Genomic DNA, 26,677 nt, shown 5'->3' with positions numbered 1-26,677 from the left:
GTAGTGGCTGCTTTTCCGATGGTAAATGTTAAAGGAGTAGATGTTGCTCCATTATAATTATCATCAGCGGCAACAGTTGCAGTGACTTGATAGGTTCCCGCATTGATAGGACGTGTTACACTGGCACTGTAAACAGTCGGTAAAACCCCTGAATAACTATAGGTAATTGCACCGGCTGAACCTGTTTCTATTGATGTTGTTGGACCTTGTGGTAATCCACTATAGATAAATGATGTTGTTCCGGTGGCTGTAATCGTAGAACTTCCCTTGGTATCAGCTCCTACAGTCACTTTACCAATTGTAGAAGAAAAGTAAGTGTTGTTTGTGTGATTAGCTAATGGTGATGAACTTGTGCTACCCCACGTACCTGAAGCAGTACCTAACCCGCCCAGTGTAAGAGTGGTAGCCGTATGTGAAAAAGTACCCAGATTGGCTATTACAGATCCGTTTATTGACAGATTTCCATTAATTGTGGTTGAAGTTGCAAAAGTTTTTATGCCACTTCCAGACAAAGACAGATTATGATATGTAAAGCCTGCAAATATATTTTGGTTTCCTGATCCGTTATAGTTCACAGTGCTTGGACTACTAATAGTAAACGAATTCCCGATACCAGTTGAACTTATTAAATCACTCACATTTAATGTGCTATTATTACTTAATGTGAATGTTGCAATACCAGGATTCCCCGAACCACCAGTTGTCAGATTTAATTGAGCTAATGATAATGTGCCTCCATTTGTAGTCAAACTTACCGTCCTGTTATTCTGTGAACTTATTAAGTTCAGCCAACCTCCAACAGTCAAATTGAATCCACCCATATTAAGACTACTAGTACCATTAGCTGTTGTTGAAGCCGATATATTTAAAGTTTGGCAAGTAGCATTTGCTGATAAAGTAATAGCATTATTTTTTGTAATAGTAACTACGTCAAGAGGTCCAGGATAATTAACGCCTTGAACAGGAGCTGGACTTCCTGTAAAGCCCCAAGTTGCTGGGCTATTCCAATTACCATTTGCTGTACTAGTAAAGCTTGCATCTGTAAAATGGCTTAGTGCTATTTCGAGAGAAGTATTTCCTGTTGCGGTAACAAAGAATGCTTTTCCCAAATGACTTTGAAGAGTCACAAATTGATCCATCAATACATTCCCTTCTGCATCCGCTACAGCTGAATATTCTATTGGTGCATTATTTGATGGAATTTCTTTTATGGAAATAGAAACCTGTTCCCCAGGAAACCAAGAAGTTCCCGTAATTACAACCTGATCACCAGGCATATAATCATCTTTATCTGTTGTTACAGTAGCCTGACCAAAAGTCACACTTGTAAAAAATAAATTTACAATTAAAAAAACGGTCGTTAAAAATCCTGAATTACGTAGAAATTTTTTCATGTCTATTGAATTAAAATGATAAAGCAACGAATTGTACAAGTCAAATAATAAAGAGTAAAATCAATGGAATGGAGTTCATATTATGAATAAATTTTTTCAATCAAATTCCCTAAAAAAAGGTTTTTATAGATACTTTGTTGGATTAACAAAATATTAGCTTAATTGTATAATTTTTATTCATTTATACGCTAAGCTACATTATTGATAAATTACAAATCATATTATTGAGATATTTTCGATAAAAGGGTCAAAAAAACCTATCAACTGAATGTCGATTTATAAAAATTGGAATGAATATGATATTTAATAATTATGAATAATTTATTTTTTAAATGGTATACTCATTTTGAATTAATAAGGAAGCCATAACATAAAAATCCTTTCGAATTATATCACCTTAAACATGTTAATCCGAGAAGTTGGTTTTAATTAAAAATTTAAAAACCTATCAAAAAATCTAACCTTTTATACTTTATAGGTATATTTATCGTTTGAAAAATAAAAATATAATGAAAAAAATAATAATTGTATTGAGTCTGTTCCTCTTGATAGGTTGCAAAACCAAATCCGTAGTTGTAAAACCAGAAGAGAAAGTTATAGTTAAACTTAGCCCGAGTGAAGTGGATAATTCACTAAAAAACAAAGCTTATGAGTTAGGAAAAAGAGTTTTGATGACCTGTAATACTTCAACATTCAAGCCTTTTACAACTAGCGAAGCCACTCAAAAAGTAATTGAAAACACAACACAATCTCGACTTACTCAAACCTGTTTAAAGTTTCGTTTGAAATACGGTGCTTTCAAAGATATCCAACTTGTTGAAGTGATTCAAAATAAGACTGACAGAATAAATATTTTCCGCTATAAAGCCATTTATCAAAAGAAAATTGCCAATAAAGAACTTCGGGTTACGATGAATGAAGAAAATAAAGTTTCTGCTATCAATTCAAAAGACTGGACTGATAGTTATAAATAGAAACCAAGAAAATTTTAGCACTATTTAAGGGTTCAAAAAAATGAGTTTAAGAAACTAATATTAATCTTTCATATATTGAATTTACCATAATTATTAACTTCTCAGCAATGATTTGTAATGAATTAAACTAAGTATATTTTTTTTAACAAAGTCCGACAATCAAAAGCACATCGAAAAAAATAGCAGTACCTTCGCGCCAAATTAAAGAAGTAAACTAAATAATAGTGTTTGCTTCATAAACACCATTTATGTCATTTAACTCATTAGGCTTATCTGATGCTTTATTAAAAGCCATCAGCAAAAAAGGATATACAACACCTTCTCCAATACAACAAAAAGCAATTCCACCCATTTTAGAAGGTAAAGATGTATTAGCATCTGCACAAACTGGAACAGGAAAAACAGCTGGTTTTACACTCCCAATATTACAATTATTATCACAAGGGCAACACTTAAGACACAGACCCGTTCGTGCCTTAATATTAACCCCAACACGAGAATTGGCCGCTCAAATATATGCCAATATAAAAGAATATAGTGAATTTTTAGATTTACACAGCACTGTTATTTTTGGAGGTGTAAACCAAAATCCACAAGTAACTAAATTGCGTCAAGGTGTTGATATTTTAGTTGCAACTCCTGGTCGATTAATCGATTTGCAAAACCAAGGTTTAATTTCGCTTGCAAAAGTAGAAATCTTAGTTTTAGATGAAGCGGACCGTATGCTGGACATGGGTTTCGTAAGAGACATTGAGCGTATTATAAAAGTATTACCTTCAAAAAGGCAAAACTTGATGTTTTCGGCAACCTTTTCAAAAGATATCAAGAAATTGGCCATGGGCATTTTGCACCATCCTGTTCATGTTGAAGCAACCCCGGAAAATACAACAGTAGATGCTATTATCCAAAAAGTATATCCTGTCGCTAAAGAGAAAAAAACAGAATTGATCATTAAATTGATTACGGAAGGAAACTGGAAACAAATTTTGGTATTTACGCGTACCAAACAAGGCGCCAATAAACTGACTGAAAGTATGATCAGTGCCGGAATTAAAGCAGCTGCCATTCACGGAAATAAAGGTCAAGGCGCACGAACCAAAGCCTTAGCGGGTTTCAAAGACGGAAGCCTTACCGCTTTAGTCGCTACCGATATTGCGGCCAGAGGACTGGATATTCCATTGTTACCGCATGTGGTCAATTTTGAATTGCCTAATATTCCTGAAGATTACGTTCACCGCATTGGTAGAACAGGAAGAGCCGGAGCAAGTGGAGAAGCTATTTCGTTATTCAGTCCTGACGAAACGGTCTTTTTACGTGATATCGAAAAATTAGTGGGTTTGAATTTGCCTAAAGAAAACATCAAAGGTTTCGAGCCAGATCCTAACGCTTCCACTGAACCTATCAAACAAGGGCAAGGAAGACAACAACGCAATTCAACGCCTAAGAAACCAAAAACAGACACTACAAACCGTAGTAGCAATAACAGTTTTGGTCCAAGACGTCCGAGTCAAAATAATGACAGACGTTCTAATAGATAATTAATTTTTATTATTTTTTAGGAGCAGAATATTTTCGTTTTTTTAGAACGTATTTCCCGCTATACATTACAAACCTTCTTAGGGCTGAACACCAGCTCTAAGAAGGTTTTTCATTTCTATCGGGGCTATTGAGAGGGTTTTTACTTTCATAATACCGTTTTGTAAATTCATATCATGAATGCACATTAGCTAGATGATTTGTAAGAAAAAATGAATATATTTGAAATAAATAATATGACTGCTGTCGTACATATAAACTAGTTGACAGACATTTTTGAAAAATCGACGAAAAACAGAAAAAATTAAATGTCAATAAAATCTAAAGAAGAAATTGAGTTATCTGATGCTTTATTTGAAAATATAGTAAAAACCCTTTTCATTCAAGGGGAATTAATTATTGCTGACTTTGAAGACAAAAAGAGTTTATATAAAAAAGTTTTGAAAATAAACGAAAAAGTAAATTATAAAATTGTCATAGACCATAAAACTAATATAATTGAGACTGCTCGTGAATTTTTAAGTAGAAAAAATTATAATTATGCTAAATTACTTTATGCCACCTACTTTGAACACGAAATAAATGATTTAATTTTAGAGTTATCTCAAATTCAAGGTTTAGATAAAAAAACTATAAATGAAATAATAAAATCAGTTAATATTATCGGCAAATATTCTTGGTTGATAACTATACTTGGTGCACCAAAATTTTCTGAAAATCATAAAAAAATAATTCAAAAAGTGTCCGAAGAAAGAAATGCTTTTGTTCATTATAAATATAATCCAATAGAAGAAAGTATTGAAAACATAAAAGATTCAAATAGAAACCAAAATAGACTTAATGAAGAATTTAAAAAAATTGAGTCAACAATAACTTATTTAAAAAGATTTAAAAGTAGAATTCTTTATAAAGGAAATAAACAATTCATTGAAAAAAGCATTAAAACTAAATGAAACCCCAATAACGCAGATTTGCAATCCATACCCATAATTCTAAAAATGAAAAGTTGAAAGGTCTTTTTAAAAATCTGATATTCAATTAGCCCCCGCCTTTTATTCTATTTTATTTCGAAAAAGTAAATTTCAAATAAAATAAAAATGAACTTAAATAAAAAAGATGAATAGGATTATAAAATTAATTAGTGACAAAAAATTAGCATTTAAAATCTCTTTATTTTACGTTTCATCGGGAACTTTATCAGTTTGTTCAATTTATCCAAAAGATTTATTTTATGGAGATTGGTCACTTTACGGATTACTATTAACATTTCCGGTATCAGTAGTTAGTTTTGGCTTTAGATATGCAGAATCAAATTCATTATATCCAGTTTTTATAATACAGTTAATAATGCTTTTTGTAACTTTCTTTTTGCTTAGTTTATTCATAAAAGACAAGAAAATTTGAAATCTGAAATATGTTCCTCTTTATACTGAAAACTGTTGTTTCCAAATACAACAATAATTTAAAGCATTAATTTACAAATTAGTATTCTATTCATACTTATTCAAATCTAGATTAAGAATAGTACCTACGCTGCTAAACTCTTCATTAATCTTTGCATTCAGGATAAGTGGTTCATTTGTTATGGGATGATTAAAAATTAACTGATGTGCATGAAGCATCATTCCTTTCAGTTCAAAATGCTCCAACCATAATTTATTTTGTTTGTTACAACCATGTGGACGACTTCCTAAAATGGGATGAAAAATATGTTTGAAATGTTTTCGTAATTGATGCATCCGTCCAGTTTCAGGAATCGCTTCTACCAAACAATATCGTGACGTTGGTTTATTGTTAAATTCTAACTCAATTTCGGTACTTTGCAATCGATGAAAGTAGGTTACTGCATTTTGTATAATGCCATCATCATTGGATAAATCATAGTCAATCGTTAGTTCTTCGGGTGACCAACCACGTAAAATTGCTAAATATTTTTTTTCGACTTCGCGCGTGGCAAAACGATCATTCATAATTTTTAAAACTTCTTTATCCAACGCAAATAACAAGACACCAGATGTTTTGCGATCTAACCGATGAATAGGATAAACGTGTTGCCCTCCTATTTGATTTCTCAATTCTTGAATAGCAAACACTTTTGCATCGCGCGCATAAAATGATTTGTGGACCAACAATCCACTTGGTTTATTAATGGCTATAATATATTCGTCTTGGTAAAGAATTTCTAACATTTGGCAAAAATAAAAGAGATTTCTCTCGAAATCTCTTTTTTGACTTATTTATTTCTATACTTTTCTTTTTTTCCCGCTAGCGCGAGCGTATTCTCAATTTTACAGCTGTTAAACATCTGCAATCAAAAATCTGAAATCTATTTTAGCCCAACCAACCATCGCGATCTAAACTTCTATATTGAATGGCTTCCGAAATATGATAAGAGACAACCTCTTCCACTCCTTCTAAATCAGCAATAGTTCGGGAAACTTTTAGGATTCTGTCATAAGCGCGTGCAGACAAATTAAGCCGTTCCATCGCTGTTTTTAATAATTGTTTTGATACATCATCCAGTTTGCAAAATTCCCGAATGTGTTTCGAACTCATCTGGGCATTGTAATGTACTTTGTCCATAGTTTCAAAACGAGCCGATCGAATTTCTCTGGCTTTGGTCACCCTTGTTCTGATATCAACACTGCTCTCCGCCTTTCTATCGTCAGAAAGTTTTTCAAATGGAACTGGAGTCACTTCTATATGAATGTCGATTCGATCTAATAATGGTCCCGAAATCTTGCTTAAATACCGTTGCATTTCGCTTGGAGAAGAAGTGACTGGTGAGTCGGGATCGTTAAAATAACCACTCGGGCTTGGGTTCATACTTGCAACCAACATAAACGATGAGGGATAAGTTACGGTAAATTTGGCTCTTGAAATCGTTACTTCCCGATCTTCGAGAGGCTGGCGCATGACTTCCAGAACATCCCGTTTGAATTCCGGTAATTCATCCAAAAACAAAACACCGTTATGTGCCATAGAAATTTCACCGGGCTGCGGATAACTCCCTCCTCCTACTAATGCTACGTTTGAAATGGTATGATGCGGACTGCGAAAAGGCCGTTGATTCATCAAGCCCACTTCTTTCAATTTACCTGCCACACTGTGAATTTTGGTTGTTTCTAATGCTTCTCCGAGCGTCATTGGAGGCAGAATACTCGGCAATCGCTTGGCAAGCATTGTTTTTCCAGCTCCAGGCGGACCAATCAGAATGATATTATGTCCTCCGGCTGCAGCAATTTCCATACAACGCTTGATACTTTCTTGTCCTCTTACATCGCTAAAATCGAATTCCGGGAAATCTAAAGTTTTATTAAATTCGGCTCTGGTATCTATAACTGTAGGTTCCAACGTATCTTTCCCTTCAAAAAAATCGATAATTTCTTGAATGTTTTCAATACCATAAACGTCTAACCCGCTGACGATGGCGGCTTCCTTTACATTTTGTTTGGGAAGGAAAAAGCCTTTGAATCCTTCTTCTTTGGCTTTTATGGCGATGGGTAAAGCCCCCCTTATGGGTTGAAGACCGCCATCTAGGGAGAGTTCTCCCATAATAATATATTTATCGACTTCTTCCGCTTTTATTTGTGCCGAAGCGACCAAAATACCCACTGCCAGAGTCAAATCATAAGCAGAGCCTTCTTTGCGCAAATCGGCGGGAGCCATATTTATTGTGATTTTCTTGCCGGGCATGGCATAACCATTATTCTTTAATGCAGCAGCAATTCGGTAACTGCTTTCTTTTATGGCATTGTCTGGTAATCCAACTAAGTGGTAACCAATTCCTTTGTCCATATTTACTTCTACGGTGATGGTTGTGGCTTCGACGCCAAAAACGGCGCTTCCAAAAACTTTTACTAACATGGCTTATAATTTTATTGCCTAAATTTAACATAAAATTCCTTTCAAAATTAAATTTAATCTCAATTTTCATTTGTATTCCCATTATTATTGATTTTCTTTGATGATTATCAATAAAAAAGACATCAAATGGGAATATTTAACGCCATTTTAGGCAACGCATCGGAAGTAACTATTGAGAATGTTTCAAAAGAATTTGAACCTATTTTGATAGAGGGTGAAGAAATTGAAAAAGCATATAAACTGATTCGCGATATGTTTATTTTTACCAATAAAAGGCTGATTTTAGTGGAAAAACAATTGGTTGGAACAAAGGTTGACTATGTTTCCATTCCCTATTCAAGCGTGATTAAATTTTCTAAAGAAAGCGCCGGGATATTGGATTTAGATGCAGATTTAAAAATCTGGGTAAAAGATCAGGAATTACCGATAAAGAAACAATTTGGGAAAGGAAGCAATAATATCAATGAGGTTTATAGAATTTTAAGCCAGCATATTTTGAAGTAAACCTGTTACTTGAAAATATTTTTAAAGTCTTTCAGTTTACTCTGAAAGACTTTTTTTTTTAAAAGTAAAACAAAATAATCTTTTTGTAAAATTAATTTGTCTTATTGTAAAATAAACTTTACTTTTGATATGAATTCTAATTTGAAATTATATGAAAACACATTTTTTATTTCCAAATCAATTCAAGAAAATTGGTTGGATATTATTTGTACCTAGCCTTGTGATTGGAATTGTTCTTTACACAAACAGTTTTAATTTTGATGATTATTTTAAAACTAACGTTTTTGCAATATTAAATGATGAATTGCTTTCAAAAAGTAACTATTTTTCAATCATTAAAAATGGAATTTTAGATGAAATGATTTTGATCTTTATAATTGTTGGAGGAATTCTGGTAGGGTTTTCAAAAGTAAAAAGGGAAGATGAATTAATCTCAAAAATTAGGTATGAAAGTTTAGTTTGGGCAGTTTATTTCAATTTTGGAATAATGTTATTTTCAACCATATTTATTTATGGAATGATGTATTTTAATGTTTTGATTATGAATGTATTTTCTATGCTTTTCTTCTTCATCATTCGATTTCATTATATGCTTTACAAACTTCAAAAATCAATTCAAGATGAAGAATAATTTAAAAGTTTTAAGAGCCATGGTTAATATTTCTCAAGGAGATTTGGCCGATAAAATTCAGGTGAGTCGGCAAACCATAAATGCAATGGAGAAAGGAAAATATGTTCCTTCTACTGTTTTGGCATTAAAGCTATCTAGGTTCTTTGAAAAACCTGTGGAAGAAATATTTCAATTGGAAGACGAAGATTAAAACAAAAAATGCCACTCGATTGAGTGGCATTTTTTTATTTCTTAAATTTTGATATTCCTGTTTTTAACCAGGTTTCATATTCATTAACATCCGGCGTATAGCTTATTGTAGGTGTCTTTTCGTTTAAACTATTACCTTCCAAATCCGTGATTACATACAATGGCTGTGTATTGGTTTTGTATTTAGAAATCATAAAATCTGTCCATTTATCACCAATAGTTTCCAGCAATTTACCAGAAGTTTTAGAAACAAATTGTTCAGATTTTGGCAATTCTCTTTTATCATCAACATATAATGAAATCATAACCACCTCATTTTTTAATATTGGTAAAATAACGTCTTCTGACCAGACATTGTTTTCCATTTTTCGGCAATTTACACAAGCATGACCTGTAAAATCTAGCATAATGGGTTTGTTAACCGTTTTTGCGTAAGCCAATCCTTTGTCATAATCAACAAAAACCATTATTCCGTGGGGACCATATTTAGCGCCTTCCGGTAAAGTGTCAGCTGAAGTATTTCCTCTGTTTGAACCTCCTATACCAAAAGGACTTTCGCTATATTCCATTGGAGGCGGAAAAGCGCTTATTAATTTTAAAGGCGCACCCCAAAGTCCTGGAATCATATAAATGGTAAAGGACATAATCAATATTCCCAACGATAATCTTCCGACAGAAATATGTGTCAAAGGACTATCATGGGGCAATGTAATTCTTCCAAATAAATACATGGCCAAGGCTCCAAAAATGGCTATCCAAATGGTTAAGAAAACTTCTCTTTCCAATAAATGGAGTTGCAAAACCAAATCGGCATTTGATAAAAATTTAAAGGCTAAGGCCAATTCTAAAAACCCTAAAAACACTTTCACCGTATTCAACCAGCCACCAGATTTTGGCAATGAATGCAACCAACCCGGGAACATGGCAAACAGCATAAAGGGTAAAGCTAAAGCCAATGAAAATCCGAACATTCCGATGATTGGCGCAATTCCGCCTTTGGAAGCGGCTTCCACTAATAACGTTCCAACAATGGGTCCTGTACAGGAAAATGATACAATAGCCAATGCTAATGCCATGAATAATATGCCAACAATTCCACCTCTGTCGGCTTGGCGATCTACTTTATTGGCCCATGAATTAGGCAGCATAATTTCGAAAGCTCCCAAAAATGAAGCGGCAAAAACGATTAATAAAATAAAGAAAATAATATTAAACCAAACGTTTGTCGATAAAGCATTCAATGCATCGGCACCAAAAACCCAGGTCACTATAAACCCTAAAAAAACATAAATTACAATAATAGAAACTCCATAAATAATGGCATTTTTTATCCCTTTTGCTTTTGTTTTACTTTGTTTGGTAAAAAAACTCACCGTCATTGGAATCATGGGAAATACACAAGGTGTCAACAAGGCTGCAAATCCTGAGAAAAAGGCAATGATAAAGATGGTTAGCAATCCTTTTTTCTCTTCTTTTTCAGGTTGTTTAATACTCTCAGAAATGGGAACTATATCTGCTTTATTTTCCGTTGCTGTTTCCTGAACGGTATCTTTACTAACCGAAGTCGTATCAATATTTGCGGTTATTACTTCAGTTATTGGAATTGCGGGAATCGTAAATTGAAAACTTTTATTTTGATTGATACAGGCATCTTTACAAACCTGATAGTCAATTTCCACGCTAATTTTAGTCGTTTTTGGATTGGTGATTTTGACTTTTTGCTTGATGACTACTTTCTTTTCGAAGAAAATTTCATCTACTTCAAAAACATCATTATATTCTCTTTTGGTTTTACCCTCTACAGCTTTTCCCACTAAATTGTAGTTTCCTTTTGCTGCTGCAAATTTCAGTTCTAAAGGAAGAGGCCCGCCATCTGGAGTAAATTGGGAATACATGTGCCAGCCTTCATCAATTACACCTTCAAAAACAAGATTGAATTCGGTATCAGAAATTTTTTCGGTTTTAGAAGTCCATTTTACAGGATCAAGAATTTGCGCATTTCCATTGGCGAAAGCTAAAAAAACGAGGAATAAAAAGAATATTTTCTTCATTATAAAAGTGCTATTTGTAATTTATTTTGTGTGGTGTTATCTATTTTAAAGCGTTCGTCTTGTCGGATTCCAATAACCCAAACAATTTGATTATCAGAACATAAAAGCCAGGTATTTTCTTTTTCAATCAAAGATAATTTTTCATCTTTAAAAAGTTTGCTTACTTTTTTTGATTTGCCTTCCATCCCAAACGGACAAAAAGAATCCCCATCCTGCCATCGGCGCAGAACTAAAGGAAACTTCAACTTATCTTCATCAACAAATATAGAATTATTTTCAGTCATCGAAATGTGATCTGTGTTACATAACGAAAGTTTTAAGGGAAAATTAACTTCTTTTTGATTTTTCTCAATCAAAAATTCCTCTTTTTCATTTGTATTATTTATTGGACATAAAATTAAAAAATGACGGTCTTTCAACAATCTGAATTCTTCTGAAAAAACTTGCTTTCCAGATTGAGCATCCACTAAATCATAAATGTCCTCCCAAGCTGAAAAACCAAATTCGTTGAGCCATTGGTATAAATACGATTTGTAATTGGGCAATCTTTTCAATTGCTTTAAATCAAAATGAATTTCGTCCCCCTTATCTTTTGCCACTTGCTGGTAAATCATAATCGTGGCATCTTCAACCATAACATTTGCTTCCTGCAAATAGGCTTGTGTTTTTTGAAAAGAAGTCAGAAAATGTGGATTTAATCCTTTCAAAATCGGAACCAAATCATGACGGATTTTATTGCGTAAATATTTATCGGAAGCATTGCTGCTGTCTTCCCGCCATTGGATATTATTTTCTGTAGCGTAGTCCAAAATTTCATTCCGGCTAAATATTAAAAGTGGCCGAATGACTTGCTCATTATGCTCAGGAATCCCGGTAAATCCTTCTAATCCTGTCCCGCGAGTAAGATTAATCAGAAACGTTTCCAAGTTATCGTCAGCGTGATGGGCGGTTAGGATATAATCAAATTTTTCCGTTTCAAGAAGTTCATAAAACCAGTTGTAGCGCAGTTCACGAGCGGCAACTTGTGTAGATAATTTATAATCTTTGGCGAAAGCTTCGGTATCAAATTGGGTTACAAAAATGGGAATTTGATTTTCTTTGGCATAGTCCTGAACAAAATTTTGATCGTCAAAACTTTCCATCCCACGAAGTTGAAAATTGCAATGTGCAATGGCTATTTCAAAGGGTAATTTATGAAACAAATCTGCCATGACCATACTGTCCAAACCGCCACTAGTGGCCAAAAGGAGCTTTTTTCCTGTTAGAAATGAAAATTTATCTGATAAATGATGATTAAGTTTTATAAGCATTTCCAAATTTAGTTATTTAATTCATTTCCAAAACCGCTCTCATCGCTTTTGCTTTGAGTAAACATTCTTCATATTCATTCTCGGGAATGGATTGCGAGGTTATCGCACTTCCAACTGAAAACGAAACGTATTGTTTTTGCTGATTGTATAGAATACTTCGGATTACCACATTAAAATCAAAATCGCCGTTAGGTGCAAAATAACCTACTGCTCCGCTGTATAACCCACGTTTGGTTTCTTCCAACTCTTCGATGATTTGCATAGCCGAAATCTTTGGCGCGCCCGTCATACTTCCCATCGGGAAAGTGGTTTTTATGATTTCTACGGGCGAAACCGTAGGCGAAACTTCCGAAACAACCGTTGAAATCATTTGATGCACTTGTTTGAAACTGTAGATTTCACATAATTCTTCAACTTTTACCGACCCTTTTTCGGCGGTATGCGACAAATCGTTGCGTACCAAATCGACTATCATTATATTCTCGGCACGCTCTTTTGGATTGGCTTGCAATTCGGCGATGGCAATTTTATCTTCTGTTGGATCTGAATAACGTTTGGCTGTACCTTTTATAGGTTGCGAAATGACTTTGGTTCCTTCTTTACGCAAATACCGTTCTGGTGAAGCCGAAAGTAAATAATGCTTATAGTTTTTGAAATAAACGGCAAATGGCGGCTCCGAAATCACATTTAGTTTTTGATAAATGTCTAATGGATTGATTTCGTCGTTTTCTGCATAAAATTCCATACAGAAATTGGCTTCGTAAATGTCGCCACGATGAATTCTGGTCAGCATTTCCTTTACTTTTTGAAGGTAATTTTCTTTGGAAATTCTTTGCTGAATTTCAATTTCACATTTACGGTTTTCAATTGCTGACTTTATATTTTGAATTTCTTCCAAATCATCTTCCAATTCATCATCACACATATGGAGATAATGGATTTCTAGTTGATTCCCTTTAAGCAGAAATAACTTTTTAGGCTGAAAGAAAAACAAATCAGGGAAATCCAATCCATCAAAATTATTAGACTGTAATTCCTCGACATCATTTTTTAAATCATAGGACAAATAACCAAAAAGCCAATCTCTTGTGGTTTGCTGATAGACTTTTAAATCTTCAAAAGCATTGTAATAATCCGTTTTAATGGAAGTAAAAGCATCGACAGCGAGAACACAATCGTAACTGGAATATTTTTGAGGATAATCATTACCATCCAGAAAAACGACTTCACGAAACTGCTGCGCCCAAACTAATAATTGTTGCTTGAATTGGGTTGGATTGGAAATATTTTGTACAAAAAAGGTTCTCAAAAAAACTAAATATTTGTGAAATTCAAAATTACAATAAAAAAATTCCTTCAATAAGAGATTAGAAGAAAAATTAGTTTGTTTTTTTTTGTAAATTTACAATAGCATGCCAATTTTGAAATTTTAGTTTAAACCAGTAAAATTATTTATATCATGGCTAGAAAAATTTTCGTGAATCTTGCAGTTAAAGACCTTAATAAATCAATAGTTTTTTTTACCCAATTAGGTTTTTCATTCAATCCACAATTCACGGACGAACATGCAACTTGTATGGTAATTGCAGATAACATATTTGCTATGCTACTTGTTGAAGAACGCTTCAAAGACTTTACCAAAAAAGAAATTTGTGATGCCCGAAAAAGTACTGAGGTTTTAATTGCTTTGGATGCAGAAAGTCGTGAAAAAGTAGATGAAATGGTACGAAAAGCTGTGGAAGCCGGAGGCTCAATTTATATGGAATCACAAGATTATGGTTGGATGTATAGTCAGAGTTTTGAGGATTTGGACGGTCACCAATGGGAAATTTTATATATGGATGAAAGTGCTATTCCCCAAAAATAGCTATTAATTAACCAAAATACTTTATTATGAAAATCGCAACAATTATTATCCGAACCCTAATTGGACTATTACTGCTTTTTGCTTCAATCAGTTATTTTTTATCCCTAACACCTGAACCAGTTGTCACTGGAAACTTTAAAGCTTTTCAAGTTGGTTTAGTAGCATCAACTTATTTAATGCCTTTGGCAAAAAGTATTGAATTACTTTGCGGATTGGCTTTTGTGTCTGGTCGCTTTGTTACTTTGGCCAGTGTTTTAATTTTACCCATAACCATAAATATTTTGTTTATTAATTTTTTCTTAGCTCCGGAAGGCATACCTCTTGCATTGTTCTTATTTTTAGGAAACTTATTTTTGATTTATAGAAATTGGGATAATTATAAAGGATTATTTGTGATGTAAATGATATAAAAATAAAACCCGCTCATCAGAACGGGTTTTATTATTTGAAATCAAATTATTGAATAATCAATAATCTATTATACGTGCAATGCTCTATTATCCGTAGCGGCTAAAGCGGCTTCTTTGATTGCTTCCGCAAAAGTGGGATGCGCATGTGACATTCTTGAAATATCTTCGGCTGAGGCTTTAAATTCCATTGCAGTTACTGCTTCGGCAATTAAATCGGCACAACGCGCACCAATCATGTGAACACCAAGAACCTCATCTGTTTTTGCATCGGCAAGGATTTTTACAAATCCATCTAAATCACCACCAGCACGAGCACGACCCAATGCTTTGAATGGGAAACTACCTGATTTGAATTCCACACCAGAAGCTTTTAATTGCTCTTCGGTTTGCCCTACAGCAGCTACTTCCGGCCAGGTGTAAACAACTCCCGGAATTAGATTATAATCGATATGCGGTTTTTGTCCGGCTAAGATTTCAGCAACCATGGCACCTTCTTCTTCTGCTTTGTGAGCTAACATCGCTCCACGAACTACATCTCCAATGGCATAAATGTTAGAAACATTCGTTTGCAAATGGTCGTTAACTTCCACCATTCCTCTGTCAGAGATTTTTACACCCGCTTTATCAGCATTCAATCCGTCTGTGTATGGACGACGGCCTACAGAAACAAGCGCGTAATTCCCTTCTAGCGTGATGGTTTCTCCTTTTGCGTTTTCGGCCTGAACGGCAACAATATCACCATTTCTTTCTACTGATTTCACTTTATGTGAAACATAGAATTTCATGCCTTGTTTTTTCAATACTTTTGTCAATTCTTTAGATAAAGAAGCATCCATTCCCGGAATAATTCTATCCATATATTCCACTACAGAAACTTGCGCTCCAAGACGTAAATACACTTGTCCTAATTCAATTCCGATAACGCCACCGCCAATAATAACCAAATGTTTTGGTACTTCAGGAAGTTTTAACGCCTCTGTAGAAGTGATGATTCTTTCTTTATCTATTGTGATAAAAGGCAACGAAGAGGGTTTAGAACCTGTTGCAATAATGATATTTTTAGCTTCTAAAGTTTCTGAAGTTCCGTCAGCTTTTGCCACAGCAACATGCGTAGCATCTACAAACGAACCCATTCCTTCGAAAACGGTAATTTTATTTTTATCCATAAGGAATTTCACCCCTCCGGAAGTTTGATCTACTACGGCTTGTTTGCGTGCAATCATTTTTTCCAGATTTACTTTTACCTCACCGGTAACTTCAATTCCATGATCAGCAAAATGTTGCAATTCTGAATAATGATGAGATGAAGCAAGCAATGCTTTTGATGGAATACAACCTACATTCAGGCAAGTTCCTCCAAGAGTGGAATATTTTTCGATAATGGCAGTTTTCATTCCCAATTGCGCGCAACGAATAGCTGCTACATATCCTCCTGGACCTGAACCTATAATGACTACGTCAAATGAACTCATAGTATATTTATTTTATGTTGTGTTTTTTCTTGAAAATTTGAATGGCAAAATTAACGAATTTAGTTTTGTTTAAAGTTTTTTTGTCACGAATTTCACAAAATTCCGCGAATTAATATAATATCTTATTTTCAAATGGAAAAAGCGGTAGTGTTTTTTACTTCTCCAATCATAAAAGTACTGTGTGTGCTGCCAATGTGGTTCAAAGTGGTTAATTTGGTCACCATAAATTCCCTGTATTCTTCCATGTCTTTTACGCAGATTTTAAGAATGTAATCGTAATCGCCACTGACATGAAAACATTCCAGCACTTCATTCAATTGAACTACTTCTTTTTCAAATTGGGAAATGAACTCTTTAGTATGCTGCATCAGTTTTAAATGACAAAATACGACAAAACCTTTCTCAATTTTATTACGATTCAGTAAAGCTACATATTTGTCGATTATACCTTCTCTTTCTAATTTTTTAATCCGTTCGTAAACGGCTGTAACCGATAGATTTAGTTTTACGGACAGCTCTTTGGTCGTTTTTTTACTATCGCCTTGAAGTAAAGTCAAAAGTTTTTTATCAATGATGTCCATTCTTTTTGTTTCAGGTTTAAAGTTTCAATTTGAAATATATACTAAATAAGTTAAAATTCAGAAGTAAAATTAGAATAAAAATCTTAGATATTAATAGAATATAGTTTTAATTTCTGTTTTTAAACCTATACATTGATTTTTATTCTAAAGTTGTGCAATTTTGAATTATTAAAAAATATCAAATCTATTTCAACATATATGAAAAATTTCAATCCCGCAGACAAAATCCAGGACTTACAATATTTTGGAGAATTCGGAGGTGTAAACCCTTCAATTTCTGATAGTTCCACTTACACTTTTCTTTCAGCAAAGACAATGTTCGACACTTTTGAAGGAAATGCTGAAGGCTGTTATTTGTATTCACGTCACTCTTCGCCAAGTAATTTATATTTAGACAAAGCACTGGCAGCAATGGAGGGAACAGAAACAGCGAATGTTTCTGCATCAGGAATGGGTGCCATCACTCCTACACTATTACAATTATGCGGCAGCGGGGATCACATCGTATCAAGCAGAACGATTTATGGAGGAACCTATGCTTTTTTGAAGAATTTCACCCCTCGTTTTGGTATCAAAACCACTTTTGTAGACATCACTAAATTAGAGGTTGTAGAAGCAGCAATTACTCCAAAAACTAAAGTTTTGTATTGTGAAACCGTAAGTAACCCTTTATTAGAAGTAGCTGATATTGCTGGTTTAGCGAAGATTGCAAAAAAACATAATTTGAAATTAGTGGTCGATAATACGTTTTCACCCTTATCAGTTGCGCCTGCAAAATTGGGTGCTGATATTGTGATTCACAGTTTAACCAAATACATCAACGGAAGCAGTGATACGGTTGGTGGTGTAACTTGTGCTTCCCAGGAATTCATCAATTCATTAAAAAGCGTGAATGACGGTGCAAGCATGTTATTAGGGCCAACAATGGACAGTTTGCGCTCGGCAAGTGTATTGAAAAACCTGCGTACATTACATATTCGAATGAAACAACACAGTCACAACGCGCAATTTCTGGCCGAAAAATTCGAGAAAGACGGAATTAAAACCGTTTATCCAGGTTTAAAAAGCCATCCAAGCCATGAATTATATAAAAGTATGATTAATCCGGAGTATGGTTTTGGAGGAATGATGACTTTAGACGTGGGAACTTTGGACAAAGCCAACGAATTAATGGAGCTGATGCAAAACAGAAATTTAGGGTATCTGGCAGTGAGTTTAGGATTTTACAAAACTTTATTCAGTGCTCCTGGAACTTCGACTTCTTCTGAAATCCCTTTAGAAGAACAAGCAGAAATGGGTTTAACAGATGGTTTAATTCGTTTTTCTATCGGTTTGGATAATGATATTGAGAGAACATATGAAATGATGAAAGCTTGTATGGTTGAGCTTTCTATTTTATAGTTTTATTTACTTATAAAAGTAAAAAATTCGTTTCTAGAATGTTAGAAACGGATTTTTTTATAATTATATAATCCTAATCTGACCTATAATTTTCAATGGATACCAAAACAAGAATATTTTTTTAACACATATTTAGCGACCTAAATTATATTATTTCTCTAACTTTGAAACTGTATTTAATTTCAATGAAAAAATATTTCACCATAATGTTGTTGTTTTTATATCTAATTCCTGCCATAGGAGTTAATATGTCTGCGCATTATTGTGGTGGAGAATTAGCTTCTGTTTCTCATAAATTTTCTGAAAATAAACCGTGTTCCTGTAGTCCTAAAAAAATGAAAAAAGGATGTTGTGAAGATAAACAACAGACTTTAAAGATGGATAATAGTCAACAAAAAGCGGAACTTCTTTCCCAAAAATTTAATCCTTCTTTTCAATTTCAATTAACTGTACCTGCAACATTCCAAATACCTGTTGTGTTTGAAAGTATTGCCAGAGTAGATTATACTCTATTTCATCCTCCTAACCTATTCAAGCGTCCCATTTACCTGCTGAATAGCGTGCTCCGAATTTGATTTTTTTAAATTTTAATTGATATCCGATACATCTATGTATAACGGATTATTGTTCTATTCACACAATTCAAATTAATTTTTATTCTAAAAATATCAAAAATGAAATCACTTCCTAAATTAGCAATCGCAATAACAGTATTGCTATCAGTCACAGTATCAAACGCACAAATCAAAAACGCTAAAACCGAAACCGTAAAAATATTCGGAAATTGTGGCATGTGCGAAACCACTATAGAAAAAGCGGGAAATCTTAAAAAAATTGCCAAAGTAGATTGGGATAAAGACACCAAAATGGCAACACTTACTTATGATACCACAAAAACCACCCAAGAGGAGATTTTAAAACTTATAGCACTAGCTGGTTATGATAGCGAAAAATTTCTTGCTCCGGATGAAGCCTATAACAATCTTCATGGCTGTTGTCAATATGATCGTGAAGCAAAAATTGCTTCAAAAACAGATACTAAATCAGAAGCTGTTGCAGTAAATCATAGCAATCACGCCAACCATTCGGAAACAATAAAAGCAGAAAGTCAAGAAGTAAACCAACTAAAACCCGTTTTCGATAATTATTTTGCATTAAAAGATGCCTTAGTAAAAACTGACGGAACCAACGCTTCTGCAAAAGCCAAAGAATTACTGTCAACCATAAATGCTGTAAAAATGGAAAAACTGCAATCTGAAGAACACATGGTCTGGATGAAAGTTATGACTGGTTTGAAAGAGCATTCACAACATATTTCCGAGACAAAAGACATTTCTAAACAAAGAGATTATTTCAAGGATTTATCAAAAAGTATGTATGATTTAATGAAAGTCGCTAAATACGAAACACCAGTTTTTTATCAATTCTGTCCAATGGCTGATGATGGTAAAGGTGCCAATTGGCTGAGTAAAGAAAATGCAGTTAAAAATCCATACTTCGGTTCAATGATGATGAGTTGTGGCAAAACAGTCGAAACAATCAAATGATTTTTCATGTGAATCTTGCAAATCAAATAAACAATAGTGCAACTATTTAGACGATACTATATTGTATATTTAGACAATACGAATTAATTCCATAATTTAAATTTTAATCAAATGAAAAACATACTCTTTTCAGCCGCAATCATGGCTCTCGTAATGGTTTCTTGTAACCAAAAAAATAAAGAAGCAGAAACAACTCCTCCTATGATGGATGATAATTCAACTATGATGGAAAAAGACTCAACAATGATGGGCGACAATTCAAAAATGTATGCTTGTCCGATGCACCCGGAAGTTCAAGGAAAAATGGATGAAAAATGTCCAAAATGCGGAATGGATTTGACCGAGCCTGTTCCTGAAACTCCAGTAAGCGACAAATAACGTAATCATTTCGCTTATTTAACTCTAATCAACCTTGCTATTAAATTGGTAAGGTTGATTTTAAACGATAAACTAATGACCCATACCTATACTATTACCGGGATGTCCTGCGATGGCTGCCGCACTAAAGTGGAAAAAGCGCTGAATGCTATTAAAGGAATAGAAGCTGTAGTTTCCTTAGTCCCTCCTGAAGCAACCATCAAAATGGAAAAGCACATTCCAACTTCACAATTACAGGAAGCTTTAACTGCTGTTGGAAAGTACACCATATCGATGAACCATTCCACCGATTTAAAAGATAAAATAGCTGATGAACCAATAGCCAAATCATGTTGTAGTAATGACAATCATCAACACAGCAAGGACAAAAAACCTTTGCCGATTAATGCTCCGGGGAAATACTATTGTCCCATGCATTGTGAAGGCGATAAAGTCTACGATAAAGCGGGCGATTGTCCGGTGTGTGGCATGAATCTGGAAAAAATTCCTGAATTGAGTGCTGCAAAAACAATGTACACTTGTCCCATGCATCCGGAAGTAATTCAGGAAGGGCCTGGCTCCTGCCCTATATGTGGTATGGATTTAGTTCCAATGGAACCAACTGACAACGAAGACAAAAAGACGTATAATGATTTGCTTTATAAAATGAAAATTGCTGTTATTTTTACAGTTCCTATTTTCATCATAGCAATGTCTGACATGATTCATAACAACCCTTTGCTAAAAATAATGGATACTTCCAGCTGGAATTGGGTACAATTTGCATTATCACTTCCCGTGGTTTTCTATGCGTGTTGGATGTTTTTTGTTCGTGCATGGAAATCTGTTATCACATGGAACCTCAATATGTTTACACTAATTGGAATTGGTTCGGGCGTAGCATTTATATTTAGTCTGATAGGACTATTTTTTCCTGATATCTTTCCCAATGAATTTAAAACCGAAAGTGGCGCAGTCCTACTCTACTTTGAAGCGACAACGGTCATTTTAACCTTGGTTTTATTAGGGCAATTATTAGAAGCTCGTGCGCATAGCCAAACCAGTGGCGCCATAAAAGAGTTATTAAAATTAGCACCTACCGAAGCTACTTTAGTAATTGATGGAACGGATAAAGTAATTTCAATCCATGATATCAAAAAAGGAGATTTATTGCGTGTAAAACCTGGAGATAAAATTCCTGTGGATGGAAAAATAACCGATGGAGAAAGTACTATTGATGAATCGATGATTTCAGGAGAGCCTATTCCAGTAGATAAAAAAATAGATGATTCGGTTATTGCTGGAACAATAAATGGGAATAAATCCTTTGTGATGATTGCCGAAAAAGTGGGTTCGGAAACCTTGCTTTCACAAATTGTTCAAATGGTAAACGATGCCAGTCGTTCCAGAGCACCAATCCAAAAATTAGCCGATAAAATTTCCAAATATTTTGTACCAATAGTGGTCATCACTTCTGTAATCACCTTTTTTGTCTGGGCACAATTCGGGCCTGAACCCGCGTTAGTTTACGGATTCATCAATGCCATTGCGGTATTGATTATTGCCTGTCCTTGTGCCTTAGGATTGGCTACGCCCATGTCAGTCATGGTTGGCGTTGGGAAAGGAGCGCAATCGGGGGTTTTGATAAAAAATGCGGAAGCATTGGAAAATATGAACAAAGTAAATGTTCTGATTACTGATAAAACAGGAACGATTACCGAAGGAAAACCTTCTGTTGAAAAAGTATTCTCCTTAAATAATGACGAAGATTCTTTATTGCAAAGCATTGCTTCTTTAAATCAGTACAGCGAACATCCTTTGGCGCAAGCCGTAGTCAATTTTGCGAAAGCGAAAGAAGTTTCATTAATCGAAGTCAAGAATTTTGAAGCGATTTCTGGAAAAGGAGTCATTGGAACAGTAACCAATAAAAAAGTGGCGCTGGGAAATAAAAAATTGATGGAACAAGTGAGTGCTGCAGTTTCTGCAGAACTGGAAAATCAAATTATAGCCGAACAAAAACTCGGAAAAACGGTTTCTTACATTTCAGTGGACGGAATTGCCGTGGGATTTGTATCGATTACAGACGCCATAAAAGCCACAAGCGTGGAAGCTATAAAAGAATTAATCCGTCAGGGAGTTGAAGTGATAATGCTTACCGGTGACAATGAAAATACGGCAAAAGCAGTCGCTCAGGAATTACATTTAAGTTCCTATAAAGCCAGTTGTTTACCCGAAGATAAATTAAAAGAAATTAAACGCCTGCAATCCGAAGGCAAAATTGTAGCCATGGCCGGAGATGGTATAAATGACGCTCCCGCATTGGCGCAAGCCGACATCGGAATTGCCATGGGAACCGGAACTGACGTGGCGATAGAAAGTGCCAAAATAACTTTGGTAAAAGGCGATTTGCAAGGCATTGTAAAAGCCAAAAACTTAAGTCATGCTGTTATGAAAAACATTAAGCAAAATTTATTCTTCGCTTTTTTTTATAATGTGTTAGGAATACCAATTGCTGCAGGAGTTTTGTATCCCTTTTTTGGGATTTTACTTTCGCCGATGATCGCGGCTTTGGCCATGAGTTTTAGTTCGGTTTCGGTAATTGCAAATGCATTGCGGTTACGAAGTTTGAAACTTTAAAAAAAAATACTAAGTCCTATATCTGTTTTGGACTCGCACAATCAATTTATATACATGAAAAAAATAGCAATTATATCATTCATCCTTACCTTTTTTTCCTTTGCACAAGTTGCGAATATGAAAGGGATGACTATTAAAAAAAATGAAAACAGCCAACAAGTGCAGCCAAGTACTTACACCTGCCCAATGCATCCCGAAATTCATGCGGATAAACCCGGAAATTGTCCGAAATGTGGCATGAAATTGATAAAAGAAAAACCAAAAGCAGTTAAAAAAACGGCAGCTAAAAAGCCGAATAAAATACCAGTCCCTGCGAAAAAAACTTCTGAAAAGAAGATTAAGACTGAAAACATAAAAAAAGAGGATCACATTACACCTCAAAAACACAACATGGACAACATGGTTTTGCCTAAAACTGAGCCTATAAAAACTATTGTCAACACTACCCCGCCAAGAACTGTCCGATACGATTTATATGTACGGGACACAATTGTTAATTTTACAGGCAAACCCAAAAGAGCTATCGCCGTAAACGGACAAATTCCAATGCCAACTTTAACTTTTACAGAAGGTGATACCGCTGAAATTTATGTGCATAATGAGTTGGACGAAGATACTTCCTTGCATTGGCACGGATTGTTTTTACCCAATAAAGAAGACGGCGTGCCCAATCTTACCCAAATGCCAATCAAACCGCACACCACCCATAAATATACTTTCCCGATTATCCAGCACGGAACGCATTGGTATCACAGCCATACGGGATTACAGGAACAAATTGGAATGTATGGCTCTTTTATTATGAATAAAAGAGAAGAACTAGCTATTCCCACCGTTCCAATAATTTTGAGTGAATGGACCGATATGAATCCAAAAAACGTACACCGATTGCTACACAATGCATCCGATTGGTTTGCTATTCAAAAAGGAACGACACAAAGTTATACGGAAGCCATCAGAAACGGCCATTTTAGAACCAAAGTCACCAACGAATGGAAACGGATGAACGCCATGGATGTAAGTGATGTGTATTATGACAAATTTTTAATCAACGGAAAAAATGAAAGTCAGCTTAAGCAGTTCAAAGCAGGCGACAAAGTCCGCTTGCGAATTTCAAACGGAGGTGCATCCACTTATTTTTGGCTGACATATGCCGGAGGAAAAATTACCGTTGTGGCCAATGATGGAAATGATATTGAACCCATTGAAGTAGATCGATTAATCATTGCAGTTTCCGAAACGTACGATGTTATTGTAACTATTCCAGAAGATAAAACGGCGTATGAATTTTTAGTAACATCCGAAGATCGTACCAAATCAGCCTCATTATATTTAGGCGATGGCATCAAACAATTAACATCTCCTCTACCCAAATTGAAATATTTTGAAGGAATGAAAATGATGAACGATATGATGAAAATGAACGGCGATTTGGATGATATGGGAATGAATATGAGCCTCAATCAAATGGATATGAATGTGGTAATGTATCCTGAAATTACAGGTGACGGAAAGAAAAAAGAAGCTGTTAAAATGGATAATGAACATGCTAACCACAATCAATATGATGGTAATGCACTTTCTGATATTACCACCTTGAATTATGCCATGCTGAAATCACCAACGAAAACAAATCTTCCAAAAGACGCACCAGTAAAAGAATTTAAGTTTGAGCTGACAGGAAATATGAACCGTTACGTTTGGAGTTTGGATAATAAAGTAGTTTCAGAAACCGATAAAATCTTAATTAAAAAAGGAGAAATCATACGCCTGATCATTCACAATAATTCGATGATGCGACATCCAATGCACTTGCACGGCCATGATTTTAGGGTAATCAACGGTCAAGGGGATTATGCGCCTTTAAAAAATATTATCGACATCATGCCAATGGAAACCGATACTTTAGAGTTTGCAGCTACCGAAAGCGGCGACTGGTTTTTTCATTGTCATATTTTATACCATATGATGGCGGGTATGGGCAGGGTTTTTAGTTATGAAAATTCACCCCCAAATCCCGAAATACCAAATCCTAAATTGGCCCAACGCAAATTATTTGCCGACGACAGAGCATTTCATTTCATGGCAGAAAATGATTTTGCCACAAACGGAAACGATGGAATGGCCATGTTTAGTAACACCCGTTGGAGTATTGGAACCGAATGGCGATTGGGTTACAGTAATCATCACGGCTACGAAACCGAAACCCATATTGGAAGATATATTGGCAAAATGCAATGGATCATGCCATTCGTAGGTTTTGATTGGCGTTACAGAAAAAACAATCCCGAAGAAATAGAAGAAAATATTTTTGGACAATCAAACACTAAAAACAATCGTGCTGTTTTTAGTGCCGGAATTGAATATACTTTGCCAATGCTGATAAAAGCACAAGCAGAAGTATTTACCGATGGGAATTTCAGATTACAATTCGAAAGAATGGATATTCCGGTTTCCAAACGATTACGAATGAATTTAATGTGGAACACCGACAAGGAATATATGGCCGGTTTTAAATATATATTAGGCAAAAACTTTGGAATTACAACCCATTACGACAGCGATATGGGAATTGGTTTTGGAGTAAATTTTAACTATTAAAAAAGTATAATTTTAAAGTTAGAACAAAAACATGCTTGTTGTAAAAGTCAAGCATTTTTTTGTTGTTGCATTTTTTTAAATCTAAACAATACTATTGATAATGTGTGAATTAAACAATTATTTGGTAAGATATCACAATACTTTTATAGATAAAAAAGCTAACTTTATACTGTGAAAAATAATTCACAATTAAATTTTAATAAGATGAGTCATCAAAAATTCCAAAGTTGTATCGATACGTGTTCGGATTGTGCAGTAGAATGTTTTCATTGTGAAAGTGCATGCTTGAATGAGCAAGATGTAAAAATGCTTGCGCATTGTATTAAATTAAACCAGGATTGTGCTGCTATATGTACGGTTGCAATGCAATTTATGGCAAGTGGAAGTGAATATGCTGAAAAAATCTGTAATATGTGTGCTGAAATTTGTAACGCCTGTGCAGAAGAATGCGAAAAACACGCACATATGGAACATTGTAAAAATTGTGCAGATGCCTGTCGAAAATGTGCTGCTGAATGTAGTAATATGAGTAAAATATAATTAATAAAATTATAAAGTATGAATAAACGCTTAATTTTATCAGTAATAACAGCTATCTGCTTTTTAACGTCATGCAAAAATAATACAAAAACAGTGGAAGATACTCCATCCAGTCCAATTGCAATTAACAACATCGACAATGAAATGATGAAAGCAATGGACACCATGATGGCCAAAATAAATGCAATCACCATAACCCACGATTTCGATATAGATTATGCAAACATGATGATTGCCCACCATCAGGGAGCTATTGACATGGCATTAATAGAAGTTGAGAAAGGAACTGATCAAAAAATAAAAATAATGGCCCAAAGCATTATTACCACACAAACAGATGAACAGGCAAAACTTAAAGAAATCCTAAAAAAAGCCAAATCTGCGCAGATTAAAAGTAAAGAAAACCATCCGGAATTGCAGAATGCCATGAAGAGAATGATGGATAAGATGAAAGAAATGTCGTTGACAGGACAGACAGACAAAGATTTTGTAATATTGATGATTCCGCACCATCAAGGAGCCGTTGAGATGTCCAGGAGTTTACCTTTTCATGGAAAAAACAGAGCTTTAAAACAATTGGCGCAAAAAATAAGTACAGACCAGACAAAAAATGTCAAAGAGTTCAAAAATTGGCTTTCAGCGAATAAATAAAATAATTATTGTCGTATTTATTATAAATTTTAATAGCTATTGATTTCTAATATCCTGTTGATTATTCATTCCGAAAGTTCTATTTAGCATTATTAAAAAATGCGCTTTTCGGACTCATTCTTACACCAAAATCTTCTTCAAAAAATTGCTGGTACAT

The 26,677-nt window shown here is 34.6% G+C and carries 24 protein-coding genes; 16 read left to right on the top strand and 8 right to left on the bottom strand.

Annotation, left to right across the window (positions count from 1 at the left end; genetic code table 11):
- A partial coding sequence (locus VI621_RS06645; RefSeq protein ID WP_324217601.1) for a hypothetical protein occupies positions 1-1,394 on the bottom strand: 1,394 nt, incomplete at its 3' end.
- A gap of 509 nt (positions 1,395-1,903) precedes the next feature.
- On the opposite strand from VI621_RS06645, the gene VI621_RS06640 reads away from it, so the two are divergent.
- From VI621_RS06640 to VI621_RS06630, 3 genes are all read left to right on the top strand, one after another.
- Positions 1,904-2,368, top strand: a complete 465-nt coding sequence (locus VI621_RS06640; RefSeq protein WP_324217600.1) for a hypothetical protein — start codon at positions 1,904-1,906, stop codon at positions 2,366-2,368.
- A 248-nt stretch (positions 2,369-2,616) separates the two neighbouring features.
- The gene (locus VI621_RS06635) at positions 2,617-3,906 is read left to right on the top strand and encodes a DEAD/DEAH box helicase (RefSeq protein WP_324217599.1); all 1,290 of its coding nucleotides are present in this window, start codon (positions 2,617-2,619) and stop codon (positions 3,904-3,906) included.
- Between the two features lie 306 nt (positions 3,907-4,212).
- Positions 4,213-4,857, top strand: a complete 645-nt coding sequence (locus tag VI621_RS06630) for a hypothetical protein (RefSeq protein WP_324217598.1) — start codon at positions 4,213-4,215, stop codon at positions 4,855-4,857.
- 537 nt (positions 4,858-5,394) lie between these two features.
- Here VI621_RS06630 and VI621_RS06625 read toward each other — a convergent pair.
- Positions 5,395-6,093 (bottom strand): pseudouridine synthase, encoded by a 699-nt coding sequence (locus VI621_RS06625; RefSeq protein ID WP_324217597.1) that lies wholly within the window; start codon positions 6,091-6,093, stop codon positions 5,395-5,397.
- A 142-nt stretch (positions 6,094-6,235) separates the two neighbouring features.
- Positions 6,236-7,771 (bottom strand): YifB family Mg chelatase-like AAA ATPase, encoded by a 1,536-nt coding sequence (locus VI621_RS06620; RefSeq protein ID WP_324217596.1) that lies wholly within the window; start codon positions 7,769-7,771, stop codon positions 6,236-6,238.
- A 126-nt stretch (positions 7,772-7,897) separates the two neighbouring features.
- On the opposite strand from VI621_RS06620, the gene VI621_RS06615 reads away from it, so the two are divergent.
- The 3 genes from VI621_RS06615 to VI621_RS06605 all read left to right on the top strand — a co-directional run bounded on the left by VI621_RS06615 (position 7,898) and on the right by VI621_RS06605 (position 9,096).
- Positions 7,898-8,275 carry a PH domain-containing protein gene (locus VI621_RS06615; protein WP_324217595.1) on the top strand — a complete coding sequence of 126 codons (378 nt, stop codon included), beginning with the start codon at positions 7,898-7,900 and terminating at the stop codon, positions 8,273-8,275.
- A gap of 151 nt (positions 8,276-8,426) precedes the next feature.
- Complete coding sequence (locus tag VI621_RS06610; RefSeq protein ID WP_324217594.1) at positions 8,427-8,906, top strand: hypothetical protein; 480 nt, start codon at positions 8,427-8,429, stop codon at positions 8,904-8,906.
- Positions 8,896-9,096, top strand: coding sequence for a helix-turn-helix transcriptional regulator (locus VI621_RS06605; RefSeq protein WP_324217593.1), 201 nt, complete (start codon positions 8,896-8,898; stop codon positions 9,094-9,096). Before VI621_RS06610 ends, VI621_RS06605 begins: the two co-directional genes overlap by 11 nt.
- A 34-nt stretch (positions 9,097-9,130) precedes the next feature.
- On the opposite strand, the gene VI621_RS06600 is transcribed toward VI621_RS06605, so the two are convergent.
- From VI621_RS06600 to VI621_RS06590, 3 genes are read right to left on the bottom strand one after another with little or no spacing between them, the layout of a single operon-like run.
- Positions 9,131-11,146 (bottom strand): protein-disulfide reductase DsbD family protein, encoded by a 2,016-nt coding sequence (locus VI621_RS06600; RefSeq protein WP_324217592.1) that lies wholly within the window; start codon positions 11,144-11,146, stop codon positions 9,131-9,133.
- Positions 11,146-12,456 (bottom strand): tRNA lysidine(34) synthetase TilS, encoded by a 1,311-nt coding sequence (tilS, locus tag VI621_RS06595; RefSeq protein WP_324217591.1) that lies wholly within the window; start codon positions 12,454-12,456, stop codon positions 11,146-11,148. Before tilS ends, VI621_RS06600 begins: the two co-directional genes overlap by 1 nt.
- A gap of 16 nt (positions 12,457-12,472) precedes the next feature.
- Positions 12,473-13,765: an anthranilate synthase component I family protein gene (locus VI621_RS06590; protein WP_324217590.1), complete on the bottom strand. Its 1,293-nt coding sequence runs from the start codon at positions 13,763-13,765 to the stop codon at positions 12,473-12,475.
- 150 nt (positions 13,766-13,915) lie between these two features.
- On the opposite strand from VI621_RS06590, the gene VI621_RS06585 reads away from it, so the two are divergent.
- Together VI621_RS06585 and VI621_RS06580 are read left to right on the top strand one after the other, a co-directional pair.
- A complete protein-coding gene (locus VI621_RS06585) occupies positions 13,916-14,323 on the top strand; it encodes a VOC family protein (RefSeq protein WP_324217589.1) in 408 nt (135 codons plus the stop codon).
- A 26-nt stretch (positions 14,324-14,349) separates the two neighbouring features.
- Positions 14,350-14,724: a DoxX family protein gene (locus tag VI621_RS06580; protein WP_324217588.1), complete on the top strand. Its 375-nt coding sequence runs from the start codon at positions 14,350-14,352 to the stop codon at positions 14,722-14,724.
- Between the two features lie 77 nt (positions 14,725-14,801).
- Here the strand turns inward: VI621_RS06580 and lpdA are convergent, their stop codons facing one another.
- Positions 14,802-16,205: a dihydrolipoyl dehydrogenase gene (gene lpdA / locus VI621_RS06575; RefSeq protein WP_324217587.1), complete on the bottom strand. Its 1,404-nt coding sequence runs from the start codon at positions 16,203-16,205 to the stop codon at positions 14,802-14,804.
- Between the two features lie 128 nt (positions 16,206-16,333).
- Positions 16,334-16,786, bottom strand: coding sequence for an Lrp/AsnC family transcriptional regulator (locus VI621_RS06570; RefSeq protein WP_324217586.1), 453 nt, complete (start codon positions 16,784-16,786; stop codon positions 16,334-16,336).
- A 198-nt stretch (positions 16,787-16,984) separates the two neighbouring features.
- Here VI621_RS06570 and VI621_RS06565 point away from each other — a divergent pair, with 198 nt between their 5' ends.
- The 8 genes from VI621_RS06565 (at position 16,985) to VI621_RS06530 (ending at position 26,520) form a co-directional block, all read left to right on the top strand.
- Positions 16,985-18,187, top strand: coding sequence for an aminotransferase class I/II-fold pyridoxal phosphate-dependent enzyme (locus VI621_RS06565; protein WP_324217585.1), 1,203 nt, complete (start codon positions 16,985-16,987; stop codon positions 18,185-18,187).
- A 185-nt stretch (positions 18,188-18,372) separates the two neighbouring features.
- Positions 18,373-18,762: an HYC_CC_PP family protein gene (locus VI621_RS06560; protein ID WP_324217584.1), complete on the top strand. Its 390-nt coding sequence runs from the start codon at positions 18,373-18,375 to the stop codon at positions 18,760-18,762.
- A gap of 99 nt (positions 18,763-18,861) precedes the next feature.
- A complete protein-coding gene (locus VI621_RS06555) occupies positions 18,862-19,734 on the top strand; it encodes a DUF3347 domain-containing protein (RefSeq protein ID WP_324217583.1) in 873 nt (290 codons plus the stop codon).
- 111 nt (positions 19,735-19,845) lie between these two features.
- A complete protein-coding gene (locus tag VI621_RS06550; RefSeq protein ID WP_324217582.1) occupies positions 19,846-20,112 on the top strand; it encodes a heavy metal-binding domain-containing protein in 267 nt (88 codons plus the stop codon).
- 75 nt (positions 20,113-20,187) lie between these two features.
- Positions 20,188-22,728: a heavy metal translocating P-type ATPase gene (locus VI621_RS06545; RefSeq protein ID WP_324217581.1), complete on the top strand. Its 2,541-nt coding sequence runs from the start codon at positions 20,188-20,190 to the stop codon at positions 22,726-22,728.
- A gap of 54 nt (positions 22,729-22,782) precedes the next feature.
- Positions 22,783-25,329 carry a multicopper oxidase domain-containing protein gene (locus VI621_RS06540; protein ID WP_324217580.1) on the top strand — a complete coding sequence of 849 codons (2,547 nt, stop codon included), beginning with the start codon at positions 22,783-22,785 and terminating at the stop codon, positions 25,327-25,329.
- Between the two features lie 204 nt (positions 25,330-25,533).
- The gene (locus VI621_RS06535) at positions 25,534-25,869 is read left to right on the top strand and encodes a four-helix bundle copper-binding protein (RefSeq protein WP_324217579.1); all 336 of its coding nucleotides are present in this window, start codon (positions 25,534-25,536) and stop codon (positions 25,867-25,869) included.
- Between the two features lie 18 nt (positions 25,870-25,887).
- Positions 25,888-26,520 carry a DUF305 domain-containing protein gene (locus tag VI621_RS06530; protein ID WP_324217578.1) on the top strand — a complete coding sequence of 211 codons (633 nt, stop codon included), beginning with the start codon at positions 25,888-25,890 and terminating at the stop codon, positions 26,518-26,520.
- Positions 26,521-26,677: the final 157 nt, after the last annotated feature.

It is taken from the genome of Flavobacterium sp. (assembly GCF_035292545.1).
Taxonomy (GTDB): domain Bacteria; phylum Bacteroidota; class Bacteroidia; order Flavobacteriales; family Flavobacteriaceae; genus Flavobacterium.
This window is presented reverse-complemented; position numbering and strand designations above follow the sequence as displayed.

Excerpts from the sequence above, each read along its gene's own strand:
- lpdA (WP_324217587.1), bottom strand. The coding sequence starts at position 16,205 with ATGAGTTCATTTGACGTAGTCATTATAGGTTCAGGTCCAGGAGGATAT.
- VI621_RS06555 (WP_324217583.1), top strand. The coding sequence starts at position 18,862 with ATGAAATCACTTCCTAAATTAGCAATCGCAATAACAGTATTGCTATCA.
- VI621_RS06550 (WP_324217582.1), top strand. The coding sequence starts at position 19,846 with ATGAAAAACATACTCTTTTCAGCCGCAATCATGGCTCTCGTAATGGTT.
- VI621_RS06540 (WP_324217580.1), top strand. The coding sequence starts at position 22,783 with ATGAAAAAAATAGCAATTATATCATTCATCCTTACCTTTTTTTCCTTT.
- VI621_RS06535 (WP_324217579.1), top strand. The coding sequence starts at position 25,534 with ATGAGTCATCAAAAATTCCAAAGTTGTATCGATACGTGTTCGGATTGT.
- VI621_RS06605 (WP_324217593.1), top strand. The coding sequence starts at position 8,896 with ATGAAGAATAATTTAAAAGTTTTAAGAGCCATGGTTAATATTTCTCAA.
- VI621_RS06560 (WP_324217584.1), top strand. The coding sequence starts at position 18,373 with ATGAAAAAATATTTCACCATAATGTTGTTGTTTTTATATCTAATTCCT.
- VI621_RS06640 (WP_324217600.1), top strand. The coding sequence starts at position 1,904 with ATGAAAAAAATAATAATTGTATTGAGTCTGTTCCTCTTGATAGGTTGC.
- VI621_RS06530 (WP_324217578.1), top strand. The coding sequence starts at position 25,888 with ATGAATAAACGCTTAATTTTATCAGTAATAACAGCTATCTGCTTTTTA.
- VI621_RS06610 (WP_324217594.1), top strand. The coding sequence starts at position 8,427 with ATGAAAACACATTTTTTATTTCCAAATCAATTCAAGAAAATTGGTTGG.
- tilS (WP_324217591.1), bottom strand. The coding sequence starts at position 12,456 with ATGCTTATAAAACTTAATCATCATTTATCAGATAAATTTTCATTTCTA.
- VI621_RS06615 (WP_324217595.1), top strand. The coding sequence starts at position 7,898 with ATGGGAATATTTAACGCCATTTTAGGCAACGCATCGGAAGTAACTATT.
- VI621_RS06545 (WP_324217581.1), top strand. The coding sequence starts at position 20,188 with ATGACCCATACCTATACTATTACCGGGATGTCCTGCGATGGCTGCCGC.
- VI621_RS06570 (WP_324217586.1), bottom strand. The coding sequence starts at position 16,786 with ATGGACATCATTGATAAAAAACTTTTGACTTTACTTCAAGGCGATAGT.
- VI621_RS06630 (WP_324217598.1), top strand. The coding sequence starts at position 4,213 with ATGTCAATAAAATCTAAAGAAGAAATTGAGTTATCTGATGCTTTATTT.
- VI621_RS06565 (WP_324217585.1), top strand. The coding sequence starts at position 16,985 with ATGAAAAATTTCAATCCCGCAGACAAAATCCAGGACTTACAATATTTT.
- VI621_RS06625 (WP_324217597.1), bottom strand. The coding sequence starts at position 6,093 with ATGTTAGAAATTCTTTACCAAGACGAATATATTATAGCCATTAATAAA.
- VI621_RS06580 (WP_324217588.1), top strand. The coding sequence starts at position 14,350 with ATGAAAATCGCAACAATTATTATCCGAACCCTAATTGGACTATTACTG.
- VI621_RS06635 (WP_324217599.1), top strand. The coding sequence starts at position 2,617 with ATGTCATTTAACTCATTAGGCTTATCTGATGCTTTATTAAAAGCCATC.
- VI621_RS06600 (WP_324217592.1), bottom strand. The coding sequence starts at position 11,146 with ATGAAGAAAATATTCTTTTTATTCCTCGTTTTTTTAGCTTTCGCCAAT.
- VI621_RS06585 (WP_324217589.1), top strand. The coding sequence starts at position 13,916 with ATGGCTAGAAAAATTTTCGTGAATCTTGCAGTTAAAGACCTTAATAAA.
- VI621_RS06620 (WP_324217596.1), bottom strand. The coding sequence starts at position 7,771 with ATGTTAGTAAAAGTTTTTGGAAGCGCCGTTTTTGGCGTCGAAGCCACA.